Annotated in this window: 19 protein-coding genes and 2 pseudogenes; 7 read left to right on the forward strand and 14 right to left on the reverse strand. The window is 42.7% G+C overall.

Going from position 1 to position 25,934, the window contains the following annotated elements:
• Window positions 1-168: 168 nt before the first annotated feature.
• A complete protein-coding gene (locus tag OGM16_17730; GenBank protein UYJ46586.1) occupies window positions 169-972 on the forward strand; it encodes an AraC family transcriptional regulator in 804 nt (267 codons plus the stop codon).
• Window positions 973-1,360: 388 nt separating this feature from the next.
• On the opposite strand, the gene OGM16_17735 is transcribed toward OGM16_17730, so the two are convergent.
• The 4 genes from OGM16_17735 to OGM16_17750 form a co-directional block, all read right to left on the reverse strand.
• Window positions 1,361-2,836, reverse strand: coding sequence for a sulfatase-like hydrolase/transferase (locus OGM16_17735; protein ID UYJ46587.1), 1,476 nt, complete (start codon window positions 2,834-2,836; stop codon window positions 1,361-1,363).
• 22 nt (window positions 2,837-2,858) lie between these two features.
• Window positions 2,859-3,560, reverse strand: coding sequence for a carbohydrate ABC transporter permease (locus OGM16_17740; GenBank protein UYJ46588.1), 702 nt, complete (start codon window positions 3,558-3,560; stop codon window positions 2,859-2,861).
• 143 nt (window positions 3,561-3,703) lie between these two features.
• Complete coding sequence (locus OGM16_17745; GenBank protein UYJ46589.1) at window positions 3,704-4,594, reverse strand: sugar ABC transporter permease; 891 nt, start codon at window positions 4,592-4,594, stop codon at window positions 3,704-3,706.
• A 15-nt stretch (window positions 4,595-4,609) separates the two neighbouring features.
• Window positions 4,610-5,977, reverse strand: coding sequence for a sugar ABC transporter substrate-binding protein (locus OGM16_17750; GenBank protein ID UYJ46590.1), 1,368 nt, complete (start codon window positions 5,975-5,977; stop codon window positions 4,610-4,612).
• Window positions 5,978-6,215: 238 nt separating this feature from the next.
• On the opposite strand from OGM16_17750, the gene OGM16_17755 reads away from it, so the two are divergent.
• The 4 genes and pseudogenes from OGM16_17755 (at window position 6,216) to OGM16_17770 (ending at window position 11,366) form a co-directional block, all read left to right on the forward strand.
• The gene (locus tag OGM16_17755) at window positions 6,216-7,931 is read left to right on the forward strand and encodes a sensor histidine kinase (GenBank protein ID UYJ46591.1); all 1,716 of its coding nucleotides are present in this window, start codon (window positions 6,216-6,218) and stop codon (window positions 7,929-7,931) included.
• Window positions 7,906-9,450, forward strand: coding sequence for a response regulator (locus OGM16_17760; GenBank protein ID UYJ46592.1), 1,545 nt, complete (start codon window positions 7,906-7,908; stop codon window positions 9,448-9,450). Before OGM16_17755 ends, OGM16_17760 begins: the two co-directional genes overlap by 26 nt.
• Before the next feature lie 11 nt (window positions 9,451-9,461).
• Window positions 9,462-10,574, forward strand: coding sequence for an anaerobic sulfatase maturase (locus tag OGM16_17765; protein ID UYJ46593.1), 1,113 nt, complete (start codon window positions 9,462-9,464; stop codon window positions 10,572-10,574).
• Window positions 10,575-10,610: 36 nt separating this feature from the next.
• Window positions 10,611-11,366: pseudogene (locus OGM16_17770) on the forward strand (hypothetical protein).
• A gap of 271 nt (window positions 11,367-11,637) precedes the next feature.
• On the opposite strand, the gene OGM16_17775 reads toward OGM16_17770, so the two are convergent.
• From OGM16_17775 to OGM16_17795, 5 genes are all read right to left on the reverse strand, one after another.
• A complete protein-coding gene (locus OGM16_17775) occupies window positions 11,638-12,915 on the reverse strand; it encodes an L-serine ammonia-lyase, iron-sulfur-dependent, subunit alpha (protein UYJ48508.1) in 1,278 nt (425 codons plus the stop codon).
• Between the two features lie 171 nt (window positions 12,916-13,086).
• Window positions 13,087-13,338: a glutaredoxin gene (locus tag OGM16_17780; protein ID UYJ46594.1), complete on the reverse strand. Its 252-nt coding sequence runs from the start codon at window positions 13,336-13,338 to the stop codon at window positions 13,087-13,089.
• A 106-nt stretch (window positions 13,339-13,444) separates the two neighbouring features.
• Window positions 13,445-14,680 (reverse strand): dicarboxylate/amino acid:cation symporter, encoded by a 1,236-nt coding sequence (locus OGM16_17785; GenBank protein ID UYJ46595.1) that lies wholly within the window; start codon window positions 14,678-14,680, stop codon window positions 13,445-13,447.
• Window positions 14,681-14,761: 81 nt separating this feature from the next.
• Window positions 14,762-15,937 carry a pyridoxal phosphate-dependent aminotransferase gene (locus OGM16_17790; protein ID UYJ46596.1) on the reverse strand — a complete coding sequence of 392 codons (1,176 nt, stop codon included), beginning with the start codon at window positions 15,935-15,937 and terminating at the stop codon, window positions 14,762-14,764.
• Window positions 15,938-16,189: 252 nt separating this feature from the next.
• On the reverse strand, window positions 16,190-18,262 hold the full coding sequence (locus OGM16_17795) for a sigma 54-interacting transcriptional regulator (protein UYJ46597.1): 2,073 nt from the start codon (window positions 18,260-18,262) through the stop codon (window positions 16,190-16,192).
• 203 nt (window positions 18,263-18,465) lie between these two features.
• Here OGM16_17795 and OGM16_17800 point away from each other — a divergent pair, with 203 nt between their 5' ends.
• Window positions 18,466-19,371 (forward strand): 3-methyladenine DNA glycosylase, encoded by a 906-nt coding sequence (locus OGM16_17800; protein ID UYJ46598.1) that lies wholly within the window; start codon window positions 18,466-18,468, stop codon window positions 19,369-19,371.
• A 118-nt stretch (window positions 19,372-19,489) separates the two neighbouring features.
• Here the strand turns inward: OGM16_17800 and OGM16_17805 are convergent, their stop codons facing one another.
• The 5 genes from OGM16_17805 to hrcA form a co-directional block, all read right to left on the reverse strand.
• Window positions 19,490-20,053, reverse strand: a complete 564-nt coding sequence (locus tag OGM16_17805; protein UYJ46599.1) for a hypothetical protein — start codon at window positions 20,051-20,053, stop codon at window positions 19,490-19,492.
• Between the two features lie 35 nt (window positions 20,054-20,088).
• Window positions 20,089-21,231: a molecular chaperone DnaJ gene (dnaJ, locus tag OGM16_17810; protein ID UYJ46600.1), complete on the reverse strand. Its 1,143-nt coding sequence runs from the start codon at window positions 21,229-21,231 to the stop codon at window positions 20,089-20,091.
• 182 nt (window positions 21,232-21,413) lie between these two features.
• Window positions 21,414-23,285 (reverse strand): molecular chaperone DnaK, encoded by a 1,872-nt coding sequence (dnaK, locus tag OGM16_17815; protein ID UYJ46601.1) that lies wholly within the window; start codon window positions 23,283-23,285, stop codon window positions 21,414-21,416.
• 144 nt (window positions 23,286-23,429) lie between these two features.
• A complete protein-coding gene (gene grpE, locus OGM16_17820; GenBank protein UYJ48509.1) occupies window positions 23,430-23,978 on the reverse strand; it encodes a nucleotide exchange factor GrpE in 549 nt (182 codons plus the stop codon).
• A gap of 50 nt (window positions 23,979-24,028) precedes the next feature.
• Window positions 24,029-25,075, reverse strand: a complete 1,047-nt coding sequence (hrcA, locus tag OGM16_17825) for a heat-inducible transcriptional repressor HrcA (protein ID UYJ46602.1) — start codon at window positions 25,073-25,075, stop codon at window positions 24,029-24,031.
• Window positions 25,076-25,566: 491 nt separating this feature from the next.
• Between hrcA and OGM16_17830 the strand changes: the two are divergent.
• Window positions 25,567-25,869, forward strand: a pseudogene (locus OGM16_17830) (3D domain-containing protein).
• Window positions 25,870-25,934 lie beyond the last annotated feature (65 nt).

The following is a 25,934-nucleotide window of genomic DNA, read 5'->3' on the forward strand; positions in this document are numbered from 1 at the left end:
CGTTGATATAATTATGAATTCTATTCATCCTAAATATCCCCTTTCTTTTGGTTTGCAGGTTCATTATAAAACCATTTCACTTTGCGAGCTTGTCAAATCGCAGTAACTATTAGCCAAATCTTGCATCAGGGCGATACGCTTCTTATCTTAATTTAGGAGAATTTTGAAATGCATTTAGTATACGAAAATACAAAGGAAGAGATTATTGCAATAAAAAAGACACCGGTCCACCGGCCACCGCATCTACATAATGCGCTGGAAATTGTATATGTTACAGAGGGATGCGTTGAACTCGGTGTTGGAGAAGAACTTTTCCATATGGATCAGGGCGACATTGGTTTTATCTTTCCAAATATCATTCACCACTATCAAGTATTTTCATGTCAGCGCAATCAGGCAATTTATTTAAACGCTTCTCCATTCCTGGTTGACCGGTTTACAGATATTTTGGAAAACAAAGCGCCAAAGCCACCCGTAATAAAAGCTTCCTCTATAGAACCTGATGTTTATCATGCATTTAATTCCATTCTCGGCGCACAAAAGGACGACATTACATTGGTCCAGGCGTATCTGCAGATTATACTGGCAAGATGTATCCCAAAATTTCAGCTGGTTGAGAAGAAGTCTGTCGGAAGCACGGACCTGATCTACCGCACGGTATCTTATGTCTCCGGAAATTTTAAGCATTCCATTACGCTGGAAAGCATGGCCAGAGATCTGGGTGTCAGCAAGTATGTTCTGTCCAGGATTTTTTCTAAAACATTCCATAAAAACTTCAACCAGTACCTGAATGATGCCCGGTTGGGATATGCATGTCAGCGACTTGAAAATACCAATGATACAATCACGGAGCTCTGCCTTGACAGTGGATTTAAAAGTTTGCGCACCTTTAACCGTGCGTTTAAGGAAAAGTTCAAAACTTCCCCCAGTGAATACCGGAAAACATTTGTTAGAAATTGGAATATGATATGATTGCCGAGCGCATGATCCTATGATATACTGATGGGACGGCAAGTCAGAGCACATTAATATGACCAGACAATATATGCAGAGAAGATATTCGAATATCTGGAGTATCACTTGATACAGAAAAGAAAGTTTCCTGATCTTCGCGGAAGTAATTCTATCCATATTAACATATTGTCTAGTGAATGATAAAACCGTGGGACACAAGTGGATAGCTCGCTTATTCTTTGCCCTATCAAACAATCGAACAAAAATCCCCCACTTCAAGCGTTTGCTAAGTGGGGGTATGTCGCATAGGTTTTTTTGTTCATACTTGATTTCATATTGTCCATGACATTAAATTCACATGTACATGCAGATAGGCACTTTCGATTCCAAAAGTGCCTGCTATTTGTCAAACTCTACATTTTTCTTTATCTTTATAGTATAACTCTATGGACTGATCAAATGCATTTTCCTCATAACACATTTTTTCCTGTCCGCGGCCTACAGCCCCGCCTTTTCTGGCATCCATCTTAGGGTCTGTGTAACGATCAAACCACTCTTCCATTTCAGACTTTAAGCGCTGGATCTGCTCTTCCCAGACTGGGTTTCCATAAAGGTTATTTTCTTCATCTGGATCCGTGGAAAGATCATAAAATTCGCAGGGGCCATCACCGTAGCGGTGGATATATTTTAATTTTCCCTTCTTGATCATACGGGTCTTGCTGTATTCATCAAAAACTACGATACGATCCTCATATTCAGCAGTTGGATGATTGATCTGTTCCAGCAGACTCCTTCCAGGTTGCTTCAGCTCCAATTCATATTCACAGCCGGCCAGGGACAGAATGGTTGGGAAAATATCGTACTGTCCTGCCATAGCAGAGCAAGTGCTTCCTGGTGCCTCGCAGCCAGGTACTTTGATGATGAACGGTACCTTTACAGAAGAATCATACATATTTGGTGGATAGGTTCCGTTTCCTTTACCCCAGATACCATGCTGTCCTAAGTTCATACCATTGTCAGAAGCAAAGATGATCACCGTATCGTCCTCCAAGCCATGGCCCTCTACCCAATCCATGATCTTGCCGACACCCGCATCCATGGCAGAAATTGCCGCATAGTAGCCGGTCAGGTATTCCCGTCTCTTCTCCGGTGTATCCCCGATCGGACAGGTATTTGCCTGCCACGGGTGAATCGGCAGATCCGGCGTATCCTTAAATTCGCAGTCCTTGTAAAGATCCCTAAATTCCTTTGGATGTTCATTTTCTTCCCACGGGCTATGTGGCGCTGTGTAATGGACACTTAAATAAAACGGTGCGCCTTCACCGGACATTTTATCCAGATACTCAAGAGCATGGTTTGTAATGGTGTCAGTGATATATTCATGAGAAATGGAAAGCACTCCGTTTTCAAAAATATCTGCATCATAATAATGGCAGCCGCCTCTTCCAACGGTGAAATAGTACTCAAATCCTTTTTTCTTGTTGATGTTATCACCCATGTGCCATTTTCCACTTAACGCACAATGGTAACCATTTTCAGCCAGATACTCCATATAAGTCTTGTGGCCTTTTAAATAATCAATGGCTTTATCTTCCATGTCGAAACCGTCCATCACAGCCATATGGGGGTATTTCCATGCATCCAGATTGCCTTTTTTCAGCCAGTCCTGGATACCATGGCAGGAAGGGATTTTTCCAGTTACAATGCTGGCTCTGGCCGGTGAACACACCGGAGATGTGCAGTAAAACTCATCAAAAGTGGTTCCCTGCGCTGCCAACCGTGTTAAATTCGGAGTCTTAATGTCATGGTTTGTCTCCGATTCTACTGCCCATGCCCCCTGATCATCCGTAATGATAAAAATGATATTTGGTTTCTTTTTCATAATCAATCCTTTATCCTTTCCTTTATCCTTTCACACCACCTGCTGTAAGACCGCCGATATAATACTTCTGCGCTGCCAGGAAAATGGCAAAGATCGGTAAAATGGAGATAACGCTGGCAGCCATGATCAGGCTATATTTTAATCCAGTTTCATCCATGAAGTTTACCAGTCCCAGGTTGATGGTGTAGAGATTTTTATTATTGATGAAGATAAGTGCATTATCATAATCATTCCAACTCCATGTAAAGAACAGAATGACCAGTGTTACCAGCGCCGGCTTGCAAAGGGGTGCTATAATCTGGAAACAGATGCGCATATCTCCCGCCCCGTCAATGCGAGCTGCTTCAGAAAGTTCCTCCGGTATCTGCAGCATGTACTGGCGCACCATAAACACGCCGTAAATGGAAAATGCAGCCGGAAGGATCAGTGCCCAATGGGTATTGTAAATGCCCATTTCCTTAAACATCAACATTTTGGGCACCATTAAAAGCTGATGGGGAATCATCATGGTCGCCAGATAAAGAAGAAAGATCTTATCCCTTCCCGGAAACTTTATCTTGGAAAATCCATATCCCGCAAGGATGGAAGTTGTTACTGCAAACCCAACGGAAAGCAGTGTTACCTTCGCTGAGTTTAAAAACATCAATGAATAACTGTATTTACCAAACCAGACTTCTTTGAAATTCTGAAGGTTCAGATAATCCGGAATCAGTCGGAATGGCACTGCGAATATATCCGCCTCTCTCTTAAAACTGGCAGAAACCATCCAGATAAAAGGAACAATACACAGCAGTACTAGCGACCAGAGACAGAGGCTACATATTATTTTTGCGATTCTTTTATTATTCTTCATTTCATCATGCCCCCTTACTCTTCATTACGCTTCTGGATGCGGAACTGCAGCCAGGTAATGAAGAAGATGATCGCTAACAGGACGATTCCCTGAGCAGATGCGAATTCCAGTTTACCAAACTGGAAAGCTGTACGGTAAATGTTGTATACCAACATGGTTGTGGCCGTTCCAGGTCCACCGTGGGTCATCAGGTTGATCAGTCCAAACACCTTGAAAGAGTTGATCACCGATGTGATGACGATAAAAAAGGTGGTTCCTGAAAGCATGGGGATCGTTACATACCAGATACGGGCAAGCCCGTTTGCTCCGTCAATGGCAGCTGCTTCATACAGATCTTTAGATACATTGATCATACCGGAAAGGAACAGGATCACGGTATAGCCCATGTTCTGCCATACACAGATCATCACAATCGTCGGCAATGCCCAGTGAAGATCTGAAATAAAGACCGGCGGATTTGACATTCCAAGTTTTCTAAGTAAATTCAAAATCGGTCCATTATTAGAAAAAAGAGCCAGCCATACTGCGGAGATCGCTACAATATTTACGATATATGGCAGATACAGTCCCAACTGTACAAATTTCTTTCCGACTACATATTCATTTAAGAGATAAGCCACAATGAAAGACAGTACGATTAAAATCACCACATAGCTAACCGTGAACACAATGTTATTGATGAGGGAAGCGCGAAACCACGCATCCCTCCATATTTCAATGTAGTTGGAAAATCCTACGATCTTAATGCCTTTAAATCCTTTGGAAAAGTCCCACTTCGAGATACTTATAATAAAGCTGAAAAGCATGGGAACGGTCCAGAATATAAGCACACCAATCAGGTTGATGCCGATAAAAGCATAGCCCTTTGCGGCAGTTTTAAGTTTCTTGCGCTTTTGTTTATCCATAGGTCATCACCTGCACTACTGTTCCTGAGCGATTTTCTCATCCGCTCTCTTTTGGGCATTTTGTAAGGTCTCTTCTACAGACTGGGCACCTGCAAATACCTTATCAAATTCCTCAGTCAGAATAGTATTGATCTCTGTTGCAACTGGCATGTTCTTACGTACATAAAAGTCAGTTGGTGTCAGATAGATATTTTTAGCACTTTCCATATCAAACAGATCAGACTGCTCTCCAAAGATCAGAGAAGCCACTTTATCTGCATCATATTTCTTGCACGCTGGGATTCTTGCATATGGCGCAACATAATCCATACCTTCTTCCAGATACCATTTTATGAACTTCATAGCTTCCTGTGGATGCTGAGATTTGGAATTGATGCTTAAGTCATCGCTGTAAGAAGTGGTATAGTTATTTTCCTGATCTGCAGACAGTCTTGGCATTCTTGCAAAACCAACCTTGAAATCGTGAGGATAATTGTCTGTATCCTTTACATTTCTTACGACCCAGTCACCAAATACCATGGCAGCCTTGCCAGTTAAGAGCATATTTGCAGGCTCCATTTTCTGTGTGGTTACATCTACATAACTTGGCTCAATTCCTTCTTCTACACGCTGTAAGTACTTCTCGGTAAGATCTTTTACATCTTCTGTATCAATGGCTGCGGATTTTCCATCTGGAGCATACATCCAGTCAAGCCCCAGCTTGCTCTCAATCATACGAAGAGCCGGCTGACCTGCATCATATCCTGGGAAAAACCAGCCATAAACCTTATCGTTTCCTTCTCCCTTTGTCAGCTTTCTGGCTGTATCTAAGAATTCATCATAGGTCCAATCATCACTTGGATAAGGAATCCCTGCATCATCAAACATCTGCTGGTTGTAAAGGATCGTGGATGTGATACGTTTTGCCGGAAGGCTGTAATAATGACCGTTTATTTCTTTCTGGGTAATATTTTCATCATAATCATCTTCCAGACTGAAGCCGGCGCCTTCAAACAGTTCGTCTAACGGATACATATATCCGTTCTCGATTCTCTTCATTAAAAGAACGTCATTCATGTTTAAAAACACATCAATGGAATCATCAGACATCAGTGTCATATCCAGTTTTGTATTTCCGGCATCATCATTGACATATCTTGTGTACTCCACCTGGAGATTGGGATCTATTTTATTAAAAGCTTCACATACCTGTTCTGGGCCCATATTCTCTGCAAAGGATCCCCACCAGTGAAGTACGACCGGCTCTGTGGAGCTTTCTGCGGATGCATTGCTTTCCCCCTTTGTATCTGCTGTCGTGCTAGAACTGGAACTTCCGCAGCCGGACAGTACGGAAACTGCCATCACTGCTGATAACCCCAATGCAAGTGTTCTTCTTGTTTTCATAATAGCTTCCTCCTTTTTACTTGTTGGCTTTATTATAGACCCGATACCCCTTGTTTATGAACGGAGAATAAAAAGGCAAATTGGTATTTTTTTACGCTTGTGGTAATATTTTTTGAAAAATGGTACTTTTTTACGCAATTTTCAAAGATACTTTTTTTTGAACTTTCACTATTGTATACTTTAAACACAAGATACCGCTTTAAAATCTCAACAATATAAGGAAGAGGGAGGATTTATTATGATAAAACATACTTTTATGAAACTAAACCTGTCCTGCCGTTTATTCCTTATTATTATTGTTCTGTTCCTCGTTCCTTATCTGACCCTATTTTCATGGGTGTACAAAAAAGCTGAAACCATTATCCGAGACAAGGCTCAGTCACTGGAACGAGAAAATCTGAACCAAACAAAAAATGACATTGAGAGTCTCTGCCTAAACATGATTCAAGCTTCTGATTATCTGATATCCTTAAATAATTACGGTGTTCTTTACCGTGAATCCGCAACAAAGGGATATTCCTATTTAAAATGCTGGCAGGATGCCAATGAGCAGATCCAGAATGTAAATAATTCCCTGTTAAGTTCCAATGCTGACATCAGTGTTTTATCCAATGACCAACTGCTCTACTCCACGCTTCCCCAACAGAAATTCCGCTTTGAGGATTTTTTTGCGGAGCAGATAGTTCCGTCGGTATATTTTACGAACGCCCACCAGAGTTACCGCCGTTTTGAAAGCAATCAGACTTTCGTTTCCTATATTAGAAAGCTCCCGCCATTTTCACCGAAAAGCTTTTATCTGGTCATCTCCCTTCCTGCCAGCAGCTTTTCCAACCTGTTAGGGTCCACTGCAGGAACCATGGGACTATGTGATTCTTCCGGCTATACCATCTGCGGGATCCATACCCCAAAAGGCAGTAAAGATTTCCAGGAAGAAATCTCCATTCATCTTTCAGGCTGGCGCCTGACGGATACCATTTCTACGGAATTTCTCTATCAGGATATCTATGAACTGCGCACTTTCATGTTTGTTGTATCCCTGGGACTATTAATGATATGTCTTCTGGCCACATTTTTCGCTATTTATTCGCAGCTGCGTCCACTTTTTAAGCTGAAAGAACAGATGCAGCAGGTTATGGCTGGGAACCTGAATGCCGAAATCGCCACTACCGATTCCAAAGATGAGATCAGCAGTCTTTCCCGAACCTTCAACAACATGGTTACAGAGATTGGCCATCTGATTGAGGAAATACAGGTCACCCAGAAACGGGAAAGTGAGCTGCGCTTTGAAATGCTTCTGGCCCAGATTAATCCCCATTTTCTCTTTAATACCCTAAACTCCATCAAATGGATGTCCGTAATGTCCGGGACAGAACACATCACCAACACCATTACCGCCCTTGGCCGGCTTCTTGAGATCAGCATGAATAAGGTCAATGACGTGCTTCCTATTGAAGAAGAGCTGGAAAACATCAAAAGTTATATCCAGATCCAGCAGGTGCGCTATCCTGGCCGTTTCGATGTGACCTACCACATAGAAAAGGGAATTTTAAAAGAACACACCTTAAAACTGATTCTACAGCCCCTGGTGGAAAATTCCATTCTCCACAATATTGAAGCACGGGATTTTCTCATGATTGATATTTCCGGCCGGTGTGAAAACGGCATTATCATCCTGCAGGTTCAGGATAATGGAACAGGCATGGATGCAGATACTATGAAAGAAATCCTAAAGCCCAAAAAGCATGGTAAAAAGGGGTATGTCTTCTCTGGTCTCGGCGTGAGCAATGTCCAGGAACGCATACAGCTGGCTTATGGTCCTGATTACGGCTTACAATATGACAGTGACGGCAACTCTTTTACAACCGTGACGATCCGCTTCCCGCAACATAAACAGATAGACAGCCTTCTGTCCAAAAGGAGAGAGAACAATGATAAAGGTACTGATTGCAGATGATGAACCATTGGTAAGGGCCGGCATCAAAACCGTCCTTCCATGGAATATGTATGGTTTTGATGTGATTGCAGAAGCAGCCGATGGCAAAGAAGCTTACGAAAAAATCTTAAAACTCAAACCCGATATTCTGATCACCGACATCAAAATGCCGGGAATGGACGGAATAACTTTACTCAAACACCTGAAACAGGAAAAAATATCCATCCAGTCTCTAGTCCTAAGCTGCTTTGATGAGTTTGAACTGGTCCGTGAAGCTATGAAGTACGGTGCCCATGATTATATCCGAAAGCTTTCTATTGATCCGGCCAAACTGCTGGAAGTCTTAAAGGAAATGAAAGAGGCCATCTCTGACCAGCCGGAAAAGAACGCTTCCTTTTCTTTAAATACAGACGATCTGAAATATCTTTTTATCAAGCGCCTTCAAAATCAGGGGTTTGAGGATCATGAGCAGGTGGAGAATGTACTCCATAACATCAAACTGGATATTTCCATTCAGGATTATCACCTGATCCGTTTTTCCTTTGAACCAGATACTGCTCCGATTACGGATACCAATCGCAAAAACTTAATCTATAACCTGTTAAACCAGATCTGCGTACGTTACCCAGGACAGGAACTGTTTTCCCTTGATGAAAAAGGATACCTTCTTATATCCAACACAAAGAAAGATCTTCTCCTCTGCCGCCAGATTGGAGCTGCCATGAAACAATACGTCAATCAGACCGTATATTTCGGTATCAGTCCTTTATTAAAGGATGAAACTTCTTTTAAAGCCGGAATGAAACAGGCCGAAGAAGCCCTTTCTGCCTGCATTTTTTATGAGCGAAGTGAACCGCTACCTTATCCTCTGCTTACCTCCGTAGGCTTTCCATTCATTACGGATTCCCAGGCCCAGGAACTTTATATTGCCCTTTCCTCCGGAAACAGTGAAAAATCTTCGGAACTGGTCCAGCGCTTTTTACTATGGCTTAAAAGCGGCCTATTCTATCCTTTTCAGTGTTACTCTTATATGGAAGAGATCCTGAACATTTTCATCCGGGTTGCCAGGGAACTGAATTTTTCCCTTTACCAGATGACAGCGGATGAAAATGACATTCTAAGGCGCATCCGCCAGGCCCATACCTTACGGACCTGCCAGAAAATCCTGTCTGATTTTATTATGGAGTTTTCAGAATTGGTCCGCGATAAGCATTCCGGAGAGAGGTCTGAAATTTTGAAGATAAAGGAATATGTCCAGCTTCACTATAGCGAAAATATCGACTTAAACCTTGTTGCCGGTCTCGTGAATGTCACTCCATCCCATTTAAGCAATCTTTTTAAGAAAGAGACCGGTACCAACTTCTCTTCCTACCTCACCGATGTGCGGATGCAGGCAGCAGGCAAACTTTTAAAATCCCCAGACATGCTCATTTATGAAGTTGCTGAAAAGACGGGATATTCCAATGGCGGATACTTCGGAAAAGCTTTTAAAAAATACTGGGGCGTCTCCCCGGAAGAATATAAAAAAGAAAAACGTTAGGAGTTTTTATCATGCCACCAATCAGCGTACTTATGAAACCATCCTCCGGCATGTGCAACATGCACTGCGACTATTGCTTTTATTGTGATGAGGCCCAGAAACGCCTGCAGAAATCCTACGGGTTCATGTCGGAAGAAACACTAAAAAATGTAATACGAAAGACCATCCTGCGGGCGGAAGGCGTTGTTTCCTATGCTTTTCAGGGTGGCGAACCTACCCTTCGGGGACTCGATTTTTTCAAGAAGGCGGTTGCCTATGAAAAACAGTATAACCGCAATCACATCAAGGTGCAGAATGCTTTTCAGACAAATGGGTATCTTTTGGATGATGAATGGTGTGCATTTTTCAAGGAAAACCACTTTTTAGTTGGGCTTTCCTTAGACGGTATCCGGGAGACCAATGATATTTACCGCCATGCTGCCGGGTATGAATCCGTGTTTGAGCGCATTTTCGGTGCTGCCAGACTTCTGCAAAAGCATGGCGTAGACTTTAATATTCTTACCGTTGTAACGGGAAATACCGCGGCACATATCACTGAAATCTATGATTTTTACCGCAAAAATGGCTTAGGATATCAGCAGTATATCGCCTGTCTGGATCCCTTAGAGGAACCTCATGGGCAAAATCCTTATGCTCTCTCACCGAAACAGTATGGGGAGTTTCTGATCACACTATTCCACCTATGGTATAAAGACTGGAAAAGGGGCCGCCAGCCGTACATCCGCCAGTTTGAAAACTACATCGGCATCCTAATGGGATACCGCCCGGAGGCCTGCGACCAGTGCGGTATCTGCAACATACAAAATGCCGTGGAAGCAGACGGCAGTGTGTATCCCTGCGACTTCTATGTACTGGATGAGTATAAACTAGGAAATTTTAATACAGATCAGTTGGATTCGATTGACAGGAAGCGGGCGGAAATCGGTTTTATTGAACGCTCCAAAAAGCTGAAGAAGAGCTGCCTGTCCTGTCCATATTTTTCCATCTGTCGTGGCGGATGCCAGAGAAACCGTGATCTGGATATGGCAAGTGGACTTTATGTAAATTATTTCTGCGAAAGTTATAAAATGTTTTTCGACGCCTGTCTCCCGCTCATGAAAGAAGTTGCTGCAGCCGCGCAATGATTGTTACCCAAAAGAAAACTCTAAATATTCCTTTTCTCTTCAGAATTTATGGAATATTTAGAGTTTCTTTATTTCAGACTTACTAATGTATTTTATCTGACTTACCGGGCATTGAATGTTCTTTCAGAAGAATGTGATCTGATTCAGTCAGAGCTATATCGCAATCCAAAGTCTGTTTTAAAACGTAACGATGGAGTTCTTTACTACGACTGTACCAACTACTACTTTGAGATTGAACAAGAAGATGGAGATAAAAAATACGGAAAAAGTAAAGAACACCGTCCAAACCCTATCGTGCAGATGAGACTCTTTACCGACGGAGATGGAATCCCACTGGCTTTCAGCATATTTCCAGGAAATCAAAATGAACAGACATCTTTGAAACCACTCGAGAAAAAAGTGATTGAGGAGTTTGGGTACAGTGAAAGCCGTTGGCAGATTGAAGCATGCTTTCGGATCATGAAAACAGATTTTTCTGCCCGTCCTGTTTTTGTCCAGCGAAACGACCGGATCCGAGCACATTTCCTAATCTGTTTTCTGGCGCTGTTCATTTATCGTCTGCTCGAAAAAAAGCTCGAGCGGAAATATACATGTGAAGAGTTATTGTCGACATTAAGAGACTATGAATTTGCAGATGTACAGGGGCAGGGGTTCATACCGATTTATGAATCTACTAAACTGACAGATGCATTACATGAAGTAGCTGGATTCGAAACGGATTATGAATTTCTTACCAAAAGGAAAATGAAAGAAATCCAAAAACGTAGTAAACAATCTCGAGAAAAATCATAAAAATCTATTCTCCATATCTGATTCAGAAAAAAGACTATATAGTAAAACGAAACTACACCGCTGAAAAAACTAAATAGAATAAGGCTTTCAGCGGTGTTTTGATAAATTTTACTGTTAAATATTTAATTTTATCGTAAAACAGATCATTTGTCAACAGTGATTTTGAATTTTTTGAAAAGTTTTAATTTTTGTATAATAATAAAATCATTTCCAGCACCATTCATTTTCCAAAACTCCATAGAATTCCTCCTTCCAAAGGTTTTGCACAATATTACTTATTCTTTCCGTCAAGAATATCCACAATAGTCTTCTCCGTTCCTGTCATACCAGGTGATGCGATCAGCCCCATATTGTGCATGGTCTCTTCTGGAGTTGCACCATTAATGCCGTGGGCATTGTAAATATATACGCCGTCCATAGCCAGTTCTACAGAGTCAAAGGCTGCATCTACTGCCACAATGCCTTTCATGGCACATCCCTGATTGCCGCCGTCACAGATCATACCTGTAATACTGCTTGCCATATTATTGATAACTTTTTCCATAGTCTCTGCACAGGCGCCTTTTAACCATGCCAGTGCACAGGCCATTCCCGTTCCTGCTGCAATAGCACAGCCGCAGAATGCAGACAGCTTGCCGGAATATTCCTTAATGTACATACATACCAGATAGCTTAGTGCAGTAGCACGAAGAAGCTGCTCATCTGTATAGTTATTGATCTTGTATACAGCATATAACGGCATGGTTGCAATAATACCATGGGCACCGGAACCGGTGATGCTCATAGCTGGTTTTGAAAGACCGATGACTCTCGCCTCAATCGCTCCATTGCAGAATAATGAAGCAGTCTTTCTTTCATCTTCTGATACCAGAAAACCACCATTCTTCTTTAACAGATATGGTCCGTAGGTAGTCTTTGGACTCTTTAAGCCTTCCTGAAGCAGCTCATAGTTTACTTTATATGCTTCTTTGATAAAATCCAGTTCCTGTGCAGAAACAGTATTTACATACTCTACCATCTGCGCCAGGGTATACTGATGGATCAACGGTGTGTCCTCTTTGCTCTCCTGTGCTGCTTTTGCTTCCTTTTCAAATACTACAGTTCCATTTTCTGTGATCTTTGTAATATTTGTGTGGGCATCCTGAATAGTAACAACTGCCTCTGAGTCTTCTCCTGTTACAGTTGCTTCAATGAAAATGCGGCTGGTAATACTGCTCATGGAAACTGATATCATTCCCGCTTTGATCATTTCGCCTGCAGCATCTTCCTCTGCCTTTCCAATACCTTCCAGACATTCCAGGCCCTTCTTTGGATCTGCAGCAACAGCACCTAAAGCTGCAGCATAATAATTTCCCACCTCACTTGTTCCCGGAATGCCGCAGGTAAAGGCATTTTTATACATACCGCTGTTTAATCTTAAACCTACCCTTTTTACAGTGCCTTTTATATGAGCTTTTGCTGTGGATACAGCAAAAGCAATGGCTCCCGGTTCTGTAACACCAAGAGCTGGTTTCATGTCACTTTTTATCAGTTCTGTTAATGCATGCATCATATTTTCTCCTAAATCCTATATACAACAGATTTCGCAAAAAAGGATACTGCAAAATGTTGTTCTCATTTCACAGCACCCTCCTTTACATTCTCCCTTACCGCTTGCGCGATGACTTACATTTTTTTATACTGTATCTTAATGAACGATCACAAAAGAAAATTTCCCTGATCACTTTAAAACTTCTGATAAATCTAAGGTGACATTTCCATCTTCTTTTATGAAGCACGGGATCCCAAGACACTCTGTACCGCGGATCTGTGCATACAGATCAGAGTTATCACGCAGGTTTAAGTATGCTTTAAGATCTGCATGGCAGGATAAAATATCCTTAAAATCAATTTCAGCCCCTGCTGCAGCAAGCTGATGTAAAGCATAAAGAGTGTCTGGGCAAAGATGACTTCCAACTACTGTAACTTTCATAGTGATTTTTCCTCGTCTTTTATGTGTTTTTTGTATGTATATTCAAAAATCCCGTGCTGATGCGCTCCACTACATGCCAGTGCAGGCGCCTTATCCGTTAAATAAATCAACCATTGATCTTTTTATTGATCCAGTCCTTACCTTCTACAACACGTGTGATCATCATAGAAGCAACAGCATCACCAGATGCATTTAAGCAGGTAGCCATTGGGTCTACTAAGAAACCAATGGTTGCGATCAGTGGGAATGCTTCTCCTGGGAAACCGAACAGGCTGACAATGAGCATTTCACCTACAAGGCCGCCGCCTGGAGCTCCGGATAATACGAATGCACTTAAAACTGCTACTGCGATTGCCATTGCATAGGTTCCAACACCTGTAAACTGCATGTTGAATACACCGTACAGGAAAGCGATCTTTGTAATAGCGGATAATACAGAACCGTCCATATGCATGGTAGCACCCATAGGAAGAACGATATTACTGATATCCTGAGGCACACCCATCTTATCACATGCTTCCTGGTTTACAGGGATGGTTGCACATGAACTCTGTGTTGCAAATGCAGTAATAGCTGGGTTGAAGATGTTCTTTGCCATGGCTTTTACGCCTTTCTTTCCGCCTGCAAAGTAAGCATATAACGGGAAGAATACAACGCCGTAAACAATACACATCGGATAGTAGATCAGCATGCAGCGGCCATAATCACCTATCAGCTGAGGACCAAATTCACCTACCAGGTTTGCAAAATATGCGCCAAGACCAAGAGGAGCAAATTTCATGATCATATCAACGATCTTCATGATAATGTCATTTAAGTTGCACATTACTTTACCAAATGGGCTTTCCTGTCCGCCGCACTTTGCTACTGCAAGACCGGTAAAGATAGCTGCAACAATGATCGGAAGCATATTCTTTCTGCTCATCAGACCGGAGAAATCATCTACAGTCAGTGTACTAACGATCATATCACCAACACTTGCCATTTCTCCCATTTCGCCGCTAGTCATCTCAATAGTAGTATTTGCAGCTGGTGGGAATACATTTACAACTACCAGTACCAGAACAGATGCGATCAGTCCGGTTACAATAAATACACCGATCAGGGAACCAAGGATCTTTCCAAGACGGTTCATATTTAACATACTTCCTACTGCATTAACAATAGAAACGAAAACCATAGGTACTACAACCATAAACAGCAGGTTGATGAATACATTACCAATTGGTGCAAGTATAGTTGCTTTCTCTCCTAAAATTGCTCCAAGGATCGCTCCTAAAATAATTCCTCCTAAAAGGATCAGCGGAAAGCGGTAGCTTTCCCAGATTTTCTTCTTGTCCATAATTTCCCCCAAAATTATCTCGTTTTGCATTGTTTTAAATTATATTGTTTTAAATTGTACTGTTTAAAATTACACTGTATTTTATTTGTCCAGTGCATCTACAGCATCTTTTAACTGTCCCAGAGCTTTTTCCAGTACGCTGCGTGGGCATGCTACATTCAGACGCATAAATCCAGTCAGGCTTCTTCCAAAGGTATATCCTTCATTTAATCCGATCTTAGCCTTCTCGATCATAAACTTTCTTAATTCTTCATTGCTCATTCCCAGATCACGGCAGTCTAACCATACAAGGTAAGTTGCATCCGGGATGTTTGGCTTGATCTGAGGAATGTTCTTCTCGCAGTATTCCTTAACAAAATCAAAGTTTGCAGACAGATAAGGAAGCAACTGGTCTAACCACTCGCGGCCTTCTCTGTAAGCAGCTTCAATAGCAACAGAGCTGAATGCATTATTTCTGTGGATATCCATTGAGCTCCAGTAACGGTCGAAATCTGCCTTCATTCTCAGATTTGGGAAAATGGTGGTAGATGCCTGAAGACCAGCCAGGTTGAAGGTCTTTGTTACGGAAACACAGGTTACTACATAATCATGGATTTCTTTAGAAATAGTAGCAGTTCTGGTATGCTTCTTTCCGTGGAAGATCAGATCAGAATGGATCTCATCAGAAATGAGCATTACCTCATTTTCCATACAGATCTTTGCCATTTTTTCCAGGTCTTCTTTATCCCACACAAGACCTAATGGGTTGTGAGGATTACACAACAAAAATACTTTACACTCTTTTACCTTACGTTCGAAGTCCTCGTAATCTACATGCCAGCTTCCATTTTCTTCTACCAGAGGATTTTCTACTACTACACGGCCAATTGCCTCTGGAATGTCATAAAACTCAGAATATACAGGAGTCTGGATCAGGATCTTATCTCCTGGCATTGTGTAGATCTTCATCAGGGCTGCCATGGTCTGAACAACACCAAGGCACCAGCTCATGTGCGAAGTTTCCGGCTTCCAACCATAATATTTCTCTTCCCATTCCTGTACTGCCTCAAAGTAACTTGCCGGTCTGGATGTATATCCCCATATACCTTCCTCCGCTTTCTTTTTGCATGCATCGATGATCGGCTGGGCAGTTTTGAAATCCATATCAGCTACCCATAACGGGATCACATCTTCGGTTCCGAACTTCTTAAGTCGTTCATCATACTTAGAAGAACGGTTGTTGCTTCTGTCGATCACTTCATCAAAGTTGTACTTCATTACGATTTCTATCCTTTCTTTCCCGTTTCCGGTTGATGCTTATATATAAAGCAAATCCCGTGCCAACTTTTATTTTTCCGCTTTTTTATTGAAAAAAAATAATTTCCTTTAGTTTTATGTCGCTTTTCTGAAAAATTCTGGTATTTTTATTAGGTCGATTTTCGTAATTGATCATTTTATTGGTTGTATTTATAGGTTTTTCAGGTTTTTAATTGGTTGTCAATTGGTTTTCAACCCATTTTAAATCTGTTTTTAATTAATCTTTAATTTATTTAACCCTTTTTCTGTAATTTTACTTCCCCCTCTGCCTCTGCCAACCTGGATCAATCCCTCTTTTGCCAGTTCATCTAATAAATCCCGCACCTGTTTCTGTGTCATAGAGATATGATCCTTTTTAGCTGCCTCCAGTATCTTCTCTCTTCCTGCTGTTTTTCCTTCTTTCCAGGCTAGTGCCAGCTGATTTAATACAAACTGTTTTTTATCTACTGCAGCCTGATAGGCCATGTCTGCTTCTCTGTCATCTGCTGCATTGTCATTTACTTCCCCTTCGCCGTCATCTGATCCGTCATCCACAAACCGGGTCATTGTAGGCGGCAGATCTGAAAGTCCGATCACCGGCTTTGCCAGATAATTAAAATACTCTACTGCATTCTGAAGTTCTCTTATATTTCCCGGCCATGGATGCCTGCGTAAAAATGTCTTAACACCTTCTGCCAAAGTAAAATCCCCGCCCATTTTCCGCATAAAATAATCCAACAGCAAAAAAATATCATCCCCTCTCTTTCTTAAAGGCGGTATCTCTACTGTCAGTGCATTTAAACGATAATACAGGTCTTTCCTGAAACTTCCATCCTGTATCTTTTCTTCCAGGGATTCATTGGTAGCTGCCACAATACGCACATCCACACGGATAATGCTGCCGCCGCCTACACGCATGATCTCCCCTTCCTGAAGGACACGCAGAAGTTTTACCTGCATGGAAAGGCTCATTCCTTCCACTTCATCTAAAAATAAGGTTCCCTGGTGGGCAAATTCAAAAAGTCCCGGACGGCCTCCCTTTTTTGCTCCTGTAAAAGCGCCTTCCTCATAACCAAAAAGTTCACTTTCCAGAAGATTTTCCGGCATGGCAGCCACATTAATGGCGATAAATGGTCCATCTGCCCGTCTGGAAGCCTGATGGAGCGCATGAGCCATCAGTTCTTTTCCTGTACCAGTCTCACCCATAAGAAGGACCGGGCTGTCTGTTGCCGCCATTTTCCGCAGAATATTTTTTGTTTCTGTAATCGCTGTGGAAATACCTATCACGTCATCCAGCGTATATCTGGCATAATGGCCTTTCTGCATCATCTGCCTTCGAAGGGCATTCTGACGGGACTCCTGCTCATTAAACTTCTGGAGCATGGCAAAGGCACCTATGCAGTTTTCCTTCCGCACAACCGGCACTACTGCAAGGGAAATATCGGTTCCAAACAGACGGATTATCTTCTCAGGAACCGCTTTTTTCTCACGAAGGACCTGATAAAAAGGAATATAAGGAAAAACCTCTTCCCCCTTTTTCCCCATAGTAAGTTCTTCAGAAATGCGGGCGATCTGACATGCCTTTTTATTGCATACAAAAATATCTCCTGTTTCGTTCACACCGATCAGACCTTCATCTAGGCTTTCCGCCAGAATATGCATCTGGCTTTCCTGCCTGCGGCTTTTAGCATACATCAGGTCAAAGCTGTAGTGATTGGAGGCCACTACCTTGGCATAATTCATAAAGCTTTCTGTTTCCGGCAGATATTCCAGTCCCAGACGCAAAGCTATTTCTACCATCATTCCATAGGAACAGGGACGGTGATCACAGTCGATCACTGTTTTTACAGAAGGCGGCACAAAACGGGATTCACCGGGAGTTACCGCAATATCCACCGGTTCTTCTAAAACAGCGCCGGGATAATAAGGAATGAACTGCAGATGGTTTACTCCAAGAGAGCTTAACTGGGTAATAGCCTCTCTTGCCATATTACTGGTAACATTCACAAACAGCACTTTCGTTCCTTGTGGTATCTCAAACAGTTTTTTTAGGGTTTCCCAGTAAAAAGTAACCTCAATGGACATGATCTGACTATCAATAGGCACATGGCGGGCCTCTTCTTCTGCAGAACCATAGGCATCTGTAGATATAGCAAACAGATCCGCTCTTGGAAGAACTCCGGCAGCTGATCCATCTCTTACGCTATAACCCACTACTTCCGCATATTCACCAAAAAGGTCTCTTACTTCTTTTGTATAGGAAGCACCGGCCAACGGATCCAGCGCCACAACTGCAATTTTCTTCATCGTATTTTACACCAACCCTTTTATGTACTCTCAAACTGTTTGTTAAAATTCAGCCATAACATATTCTTGTTTCCATATTCACAAAAACATATCTGTTCTTTCTTCTCCATTTATGATACCATTAATGTTATTCTTAAAACAACTGTTTTACGTTTTTGTTTTACCGTTTTGTTTTATAGAAGCAAAAATTTTGGAGGCATTTTATGACATTTACATATAAGATCCCCTGCTTTGACTTAGAACAGACCGCCAGATCAGGACAGGTTTTCAGAATGATCCCGGCACCTGACAGTGCAAATACCTGGGTGGTCATAAGCCAGGGGCATGTTTCTTTTATACGGCAGGAAAATAATACCTTTTTTCTGGAATGTGATCCAGATTTAGAGGTTTTCTGGAAAAACTATTTTGACATGGATACCGATTATGAGCAAATGATAGCATCCGTTGCTCCAGACGATGCTTACCTGAAAGCAGCTGCCCAGGCAGGAAAAGGCATCCGCATCCTGCGCCAGGATACCTGGGAGATGATCATTACCTTTGTTATTTCCCAGCAGAAAACCATTCCTGCCATCCGGGCGTTGGTGGAAGCACTTTGCAGCCGGTATGGGACAAAACTTTTATTTACTGACGATACATGCGATACAGAAAATGATACCAATTGTCGCCAGCTTTATGCATTTCCTACTCCTGAGCAGTTATGTCAGGCCTCTTTCGAGGATCTTCTGGCTTTAAAACTGGGCTACCGGGCAAAATACATCTACCGCATCTGCCACGATGCAACTGACGGCCATCTGGATCTCGCCTATTTAAGCACACTGGACTATGAAGCTGCCATGGATTATCTTACCGGCTTTTACGGCATTGGCAAAAAAGTAGCCAACTGCGTATGCCTTTTCGGTCTGCATCACATTAATGCTTTCCCTGTGGATACCTGGATCGAGAAGATCTTAAATGAGCATTATTATAACGCTGTAAAATACAAGGATCTGCCCAAAAAGAAACTATACGACCAGATGATCACCGATTCCTTTGGCTGCTATAAGGGCTATGCCGGGGTAATGCAGCAGTATATCTTTAATTATGAACGCAATGTGATACATGGTAAATAGCTTACAGTCCAGTGAACACATCAACAGCACGCCTGTACATGGCACTGGCAGAGTGGTACATGGCAACAAAAAAACGAGAAGCGGTATACCTCATCCGCTTCTCGTTTTAATCTATAATTTATTTCTCTGTGATCGCAAATATCTTCCAGTTTTTCCGGCTCCGCCCCACTGCATACTGCCTTGTCACATTTTCCTTTATTTCATCCGGCCACTGCTCATCTAAGGAAACCTGGACTACTTTATAGGAAGTATAACCAAGAAGTGTAGCCTGGTTGTCATACAGGGATTTTTCTTCCCCATATTCCTCTTCAGATAAAGTCTTAAAACCATGTACCAGAACATCCAGTGGATAAATGCCGTTCTCAAAATCAACCTTCATAACATCAAAAGGAACATTTTTTGTCTGGTCGGCAGAAAGGAGCTTCTCACTTTCCTCATACTGGGCCATTGCATTATAGCGCAGATACATTCCCACTGCCTGCTCTGCTTCACCTACAGGCATAGACTCAAACTTAATATGCCTTGGCTTTCCCTCATCTGTAATGGTATATTCCTGATTTAAGCGGTTTAATGCCTCGTCCCGGCTGTGGGATGCAATAGCAAGCATTAACCCGAAACCTACCACTGTCAGAATGAATATCTTCCAGGGCGGCACTGTATTTTTTCTCTTTTTGATCAGCATCCTGCAGCAGTTCTCCTTTTTTAACCCTTGTTAGTCTATTTAAAAAGTCCTTTTTTCTTTGGCTTCTCTTCTTCCGGTTCAATTCCATTCATCAGGTCATCATAGCGCTTTAAGGCATCCTTCTGGGCCTGGTTCATACGCTCTGGCACTTTAACTACCAATGTTACATAATGATCGCCGCGCACATTGCGGTTGCGCAGAGAAGGAACACCTTTGCCCTTTAAACGTACCTTGGTATCTGTCTGAGTGCCTGGTTTTACTTCGTACTCTACTTCGCCGTCTACGGTCTTAATACGGATCGGGCCGCCTAACGCAGCCTTTGCAAAGGAAATCGGTACAGTAGAATAAATACTGGTGTCCTGACGTTTGAAGATCGGATGCTGGGATACAACTGCCTCTACTAACAGGTCACCTCTCTCGCCGCCATTTGTTCCCGGCTCACCGCCGCCAGCCATACGGATGCACTGGCCATTGTCAATACCTGCAGGAATAGAAACTTTAAATTTCTTACGGACAGTCTTGTATCCGGTACCATAACAGTTAGGGCATTTTTCCTTAATGACTTTACCTGTACCATTACACTCCGGACAGGTCTGCACATTCTGGACCTGACCAAAGAAAGACTGCTGTGTATACATGATCTTACCTTTACCATTACACTTGGTACAGGTCTGTGGGGAAGTACCTGGCTTTGCGCCAGTCCCGTTACAGCTTGAACATACTTCCTTATAGTTGATCTCAATCTCTTTTTCGCAGCCAAATACAGCTTCCTCAAAGGTAATGCGGACTGCTGTTCTTACATTTGCACCCTTCATAGGACCGCTTCTTGATCTGGAACGGCCGCCGCCGAAAATATCACCGAAAATATCCCCAAAGATATCCCCCATATCTCCGCCATTGAAATCAAAGCCGCCGAAACCGCCGCCATAACCGGCACCACCGCCCTGCTCAAATGCAGCATGGCCGAACTGGTCGTACTGCTGACGTTTCTGAGGATCGCTCAGTACGCTGTATGCCTCTGAAGCTTCCTTAAACTTTGCCTCTGCCTCCTTATCACCAGGATTTGCATCAGGATGGTATTTCTTGGCAAGTTTTCTGTATGCTTTTTTCAGGGTATCTTCATCAGCGTCTTTTGAAACACCCAGAACTTCATAGTAATCTCTTTTATTCTCTGCCATGTTGTTTACCTCTTATCACTGCTATTCTTTCTCGATCAGGCTGAATTTGCCCTTTGTTTAAACAGACGGTAAGGCCCGGAAGGGGATTTATCCCCTCTCGGACCCGTCCGTTAATTCAGACATGCTGGCTTGCAATACACTTTCCCGTCCAAAATGGCGCATGTCTGAACTGTTATATAATCTTACACTTCTTTGAAGTCAGCGTCAACTACATCATCATCTGGCTTGGAGCTTCCTGCATTGCCTGCATTTGCGCCACCCATGTTTGGACCTGCACCTGCACCAGCCTGCTGTGCCTGCTCATAAACCTTTGCAAACAGCTTCTGGGCACTGTTCATCAGTTTTTCTTTACCTGACTTGATATCTTCAACCTGGGCATCAGTCATCTGATCAACCGGTGCTCTGTTGATAGCTTCTTTCAGTGCATTTAAATCAGCCTCAACCTCAGCCTTGTCGTTAGCATCGATCTTGTCGCCAACTTCTTCCAGAGCCTTCTCAGTCTGGAACACCATAGAATCAGCATCATTTCTTGCATCGATCGCTTCCTTACGCTTCTTATCCTGAGCCTCATACTCAGCAGCCTCTTTAACAGCCTTATCAATATCTGAATCAGACATGTTAGATCCGGAAGTAATGGTAATATGCTGCTCTTTGCCTGTTCCAAGATCCTTAGCAGATACATTTACAATACCGTTTGCATCGATATCGAATGTAACTTCGATCTGCGGAACACCTCTTCTTGCTGGTGGGATACCATCCAGACGGAACTGGCCTAAGGTCTTGTTATCTCTTGCAAACTGACGCTCGCCCTGTACAACATGGATATCAACAGCGGTCTGATTATCAGCTGCAGTAGAGAAGATCTGGCTCTTTTTGGTAGGAATGGTTGTATTTCTCTCGATCAGTCTGGTTGCTACGCCACCCATGGTTTCAATTGACAGGGACAGTGGAGTTACATCCAGAAGAAGGATATCTCCGGCACCTGCATCGCCTGCTAATTTACCACCCTGAATAGCTGCACCAATTGCAACACACTCATCTGGGTTAAGAGATTTGCTAGGCTCTTTGCCGGTTAACTGTTTTACTTTCTCCTGTGCGGAGATCATACGTGTAGAACCACCAACTAACAGTACCTTGCCAAGCTCAGCTGCGGTAATGCCAGCATCCTTTAATGCGTTCTGTACCGGAATAGCTGTACGCTCAATCAGATCATGTGTCAGTTCGTCAAATTTAGCTCTTGTCAGGTTCATATCCAGATGCTTAGGACCTTCTGCAGTAGCTGTGATGAATGGCAGGTTGATATTGGTAGTAGTAGCTGTAGACAGCTCCTTCTTAGCCTTTTCAGCTGCTTCTTTTAATCTCTGAAGAGCCATTTTATCATTGGAAAGATCTACACCTTCAGCCTTCTTAAATTCAGCGATCATCCAGTTGGTAATTGCATTATCAAAGTCATCACCACCAAGACGTGTATCACCATTGGTAGAAAGAACCTCAATGACACCATCACCGATCTCAATGATAGATACATCAAATGTACCACCACCAAGGTCATATACCATGATCTTCTGCTCTTTTTCGTTATCAAGACCGTAAGCTAATGCTGCTGCTGTAGGCTCGTTGATGATACGCTTTACATCCAGACCAGCGATCTTACCAGCATCCTTGGTTGCCTGACGCTGTGCATCGTTGAAATATGCAGGAACAGTGATAACTGCTTCGCTAACTGTCTCACCCAGATAGCTCTCAGCATCTGCTTTCAGCTTCTGAAGGATCATCGCGGAAATCTCCTGTGGAGTATATTTCTTTCCGTCGATGTCTACTTTATAATCAGTACCCATATGACGCTTGATAGAAGAAATAGTTCTGTCTGCATTGGTAACTGCCTGACGTTTCGCAGGTTCACCTACCAGTCTCTCTCCTGTTTTTGTAAATGCCACAACAGATGGTGTGGTTCTTACGCCTTCTGCGTTAGCGATAACGGTTGGCTTTCCGCCTTCCATAACGGCTACACAGCTATTAGTTGTACCTAAGTCGATACCAATAATCTTACCCATAGTTTTTTCCTCCTGTTATATATGTTTAATGAAAATTGTCAATATTTAATTGTTCCACTCAACCTACGGCTCGTGAAAGACCTCGCCTAGTTTCGGGAACGACTTTCGCACTAAACTCGAAAAGACCTCGTTAAGTGCTCAATGTCAGTTTGCTACTTTTACCATGCTGTGTCTTACAACGCTGTCACGGTACATATAGCCTTTCTGAAGTTCCTCAGCTACAATATTCTCTCCGAAATTTTCATCTTCCACATGCATCACTGCATTATGGAAGTTAGGATCGAATGGCTGTCCGGCTGCCTCAATAGCTTTCACACCGGCGTCTTCTAAGACTTTCTGGAACTGCTTATATATTTTTTCCATTCCATCAGCAAAAGCTGTATTTTTTTCGCTCTCCGGAATAGAAGCTAAGCCTCTTTCAAAATTATCAATTACCGGAAGCATACGCTCGATGATGTCTTTTGCCCCCATCTCATACATGGTGGATTTTTCTTTTTCCGTTCTCTTGCGGAAATTGTCAAATTCAGCCATCTGGCGTTTTACCCGGTCGGTCAGTTCTTCTATTTTTTCATCCTTAGGATCTTTTTTCTTTTTAAAGAAGCCCTCTTTCTCAGGTGCCTTCTCCTTGGTTTCCTCTTCTGCACTGGCTTCAGTGTTTTCAGAAGCAGACTCCTCAGAAACTTCCTGTTCCATATTGGACGGATCCTTCAGATCTTCTTTCTTCATTTCTTCACTCACTGCTATCACCTTTCATCCTTTTTAAATGCTTCATCCAGCTGGTTCATAAGATTTTTCAAAGTTCCAAGAACTTTTTCGTAATCCATTCTCTTAGGACCGATAATACCTACGGTTCCACGAAGTCCCCCGCCCAGATCATAATTGGCTGTGACCACGCTGCAGTCCTTCATGGACTGGATCGGTGTTTCATCACCAATGTATACCTGGATGCCTCCTTCGCCCTGCTGGTCTGCGTTCACATCGGAAACAAACTCCTGCAGCACTTCTTTTTGTTCTAATGTTCCGATCAGCTTGCTGGCCTTTTCTCCTTCAGCCAGTTCCGGATACCGGAAAATGTTGGTAGCACCACTGGTATAGATCTGCAGGTCCTCTCCGCCGGCCTTAATTGCTTCGGCGACTTCATTCAGTACCAGCTCGATCACCTTGCTGTGAATGCCTGCATCTTCTTTCAGCTTGCTGATAATTCCAAGATTGATCTCTTCAATGGTCAGTCCGTTTAAGCTGCTGTTTAAGAGGATGTTCAGATTGAGAAGTTCCTGTTCCCCAAGATCTTCGCCAATATCGATCATGGTATTCTTGATGATGTTTCCCTCAACTACTACTACTACCAGAAGCTTATTTGCTTCCACTCTGGAAAGCTGTATGAATTTCAGCTTTGTTTTGTGGTAGCTGGGGCCGCTGATCATCGCTGCATAATTGGTATTTGCTGCAAGAGCCTGAGCCATTTTCTTAAGAACCAGTTCCAGTTTATCTACCTTCTGGACCATTACATCCTTAAACTCTGTGACTTCATTCTCTTTCTCCTGCATGATCTGGTCAACATAGAACCTGTATCCCTTATCAGAGGGAATACGTCCTGCGGAAGTATGTGGCTGGATAATGTAGCCCATCTCTTCCAGGTCTGACATCTCATTGCGGATGGTGGCAGAACTGAGTTTCAGTTCCGAATACTTGGAAATCGTTCGGGAACCCACCGGCTCGCCTGTTTCCAGATAAGTTTTTATGATCGCTTTTAATATAGTGACCTTACGCTCATCCAACTGCGCATCCATGTGTTCCTGCCTCCTGTTCGCTTTCTTTGTAATTATTAGCACTCAACTTATTGGAGTGCTAACATCTACATTGCATAATATATTCCTTTATAAGGGATTTGTCAAGGGCTTTTTGACGCTTTTTGTATTTTTCTTGACAAAAATAAAAAACTATGATAAATATCACATTATCGTTCATATATTGCAAAAGTGTTACATATATTTATAATGTGTTAATAATTCATTGCAAATATTATGCAGCATCGTGAACGGAGCAGTCCTTTATGTGCTTCCCGGAGTACATGTGTCCTTTCCGACTGCAAAAGGAGGTAGAAATGAACATGAAGAAACTATTAACCACGACTTTTATCACTGCATTTTTTATAATCAGTTCTGCTTTTTTTGCCAGTGCAGAAGAAACTGATCTTTCTGAACCGGTACAGCAGACAGAAGAAGCTGCAAATGATCAGGTGCAGCAGGAAACAGAAGCCGCCAAAACCACTGAAGAACCAGCTTCCCATCTGGTTTCCCTTGGTGTTTTTAAGACCACCGGCTACTGCCCATGCCGCCACTGTTCTGCAGGTTGGGGCAGAAGTACCAGCACCGGTGCTGTTGCCAGCTCCCGTCACACTATTGCCGTTGACCCAAGAGTTATCCCTTATGGAACCCAGGTTATGATCAACGGAGTGGTATATACAGCTGAAGATAAAGGCGGCGGTGTCCGTGGACATCATATTGATATATTTTTTGACACACATACGGAAACAAGACAGCATGGAGTACAGAATGCTGAAGTTTTCTTATTAACTGCATAGGTGCAAAAGCCTGCTCACTTTCGGCAATGACAGCAGGAATACTTACAAAAGCTGTCACCGGCAGC

The sequence above is a fragment of the Lachnospiraceae bacterium genome (assembly GCA_025758065.1).
Classification (GTDB): domain Bacteria; phylum Bacillota; class Clostridia; order Lachnospirales; family Lachnospiraceae; genus Enterocloster.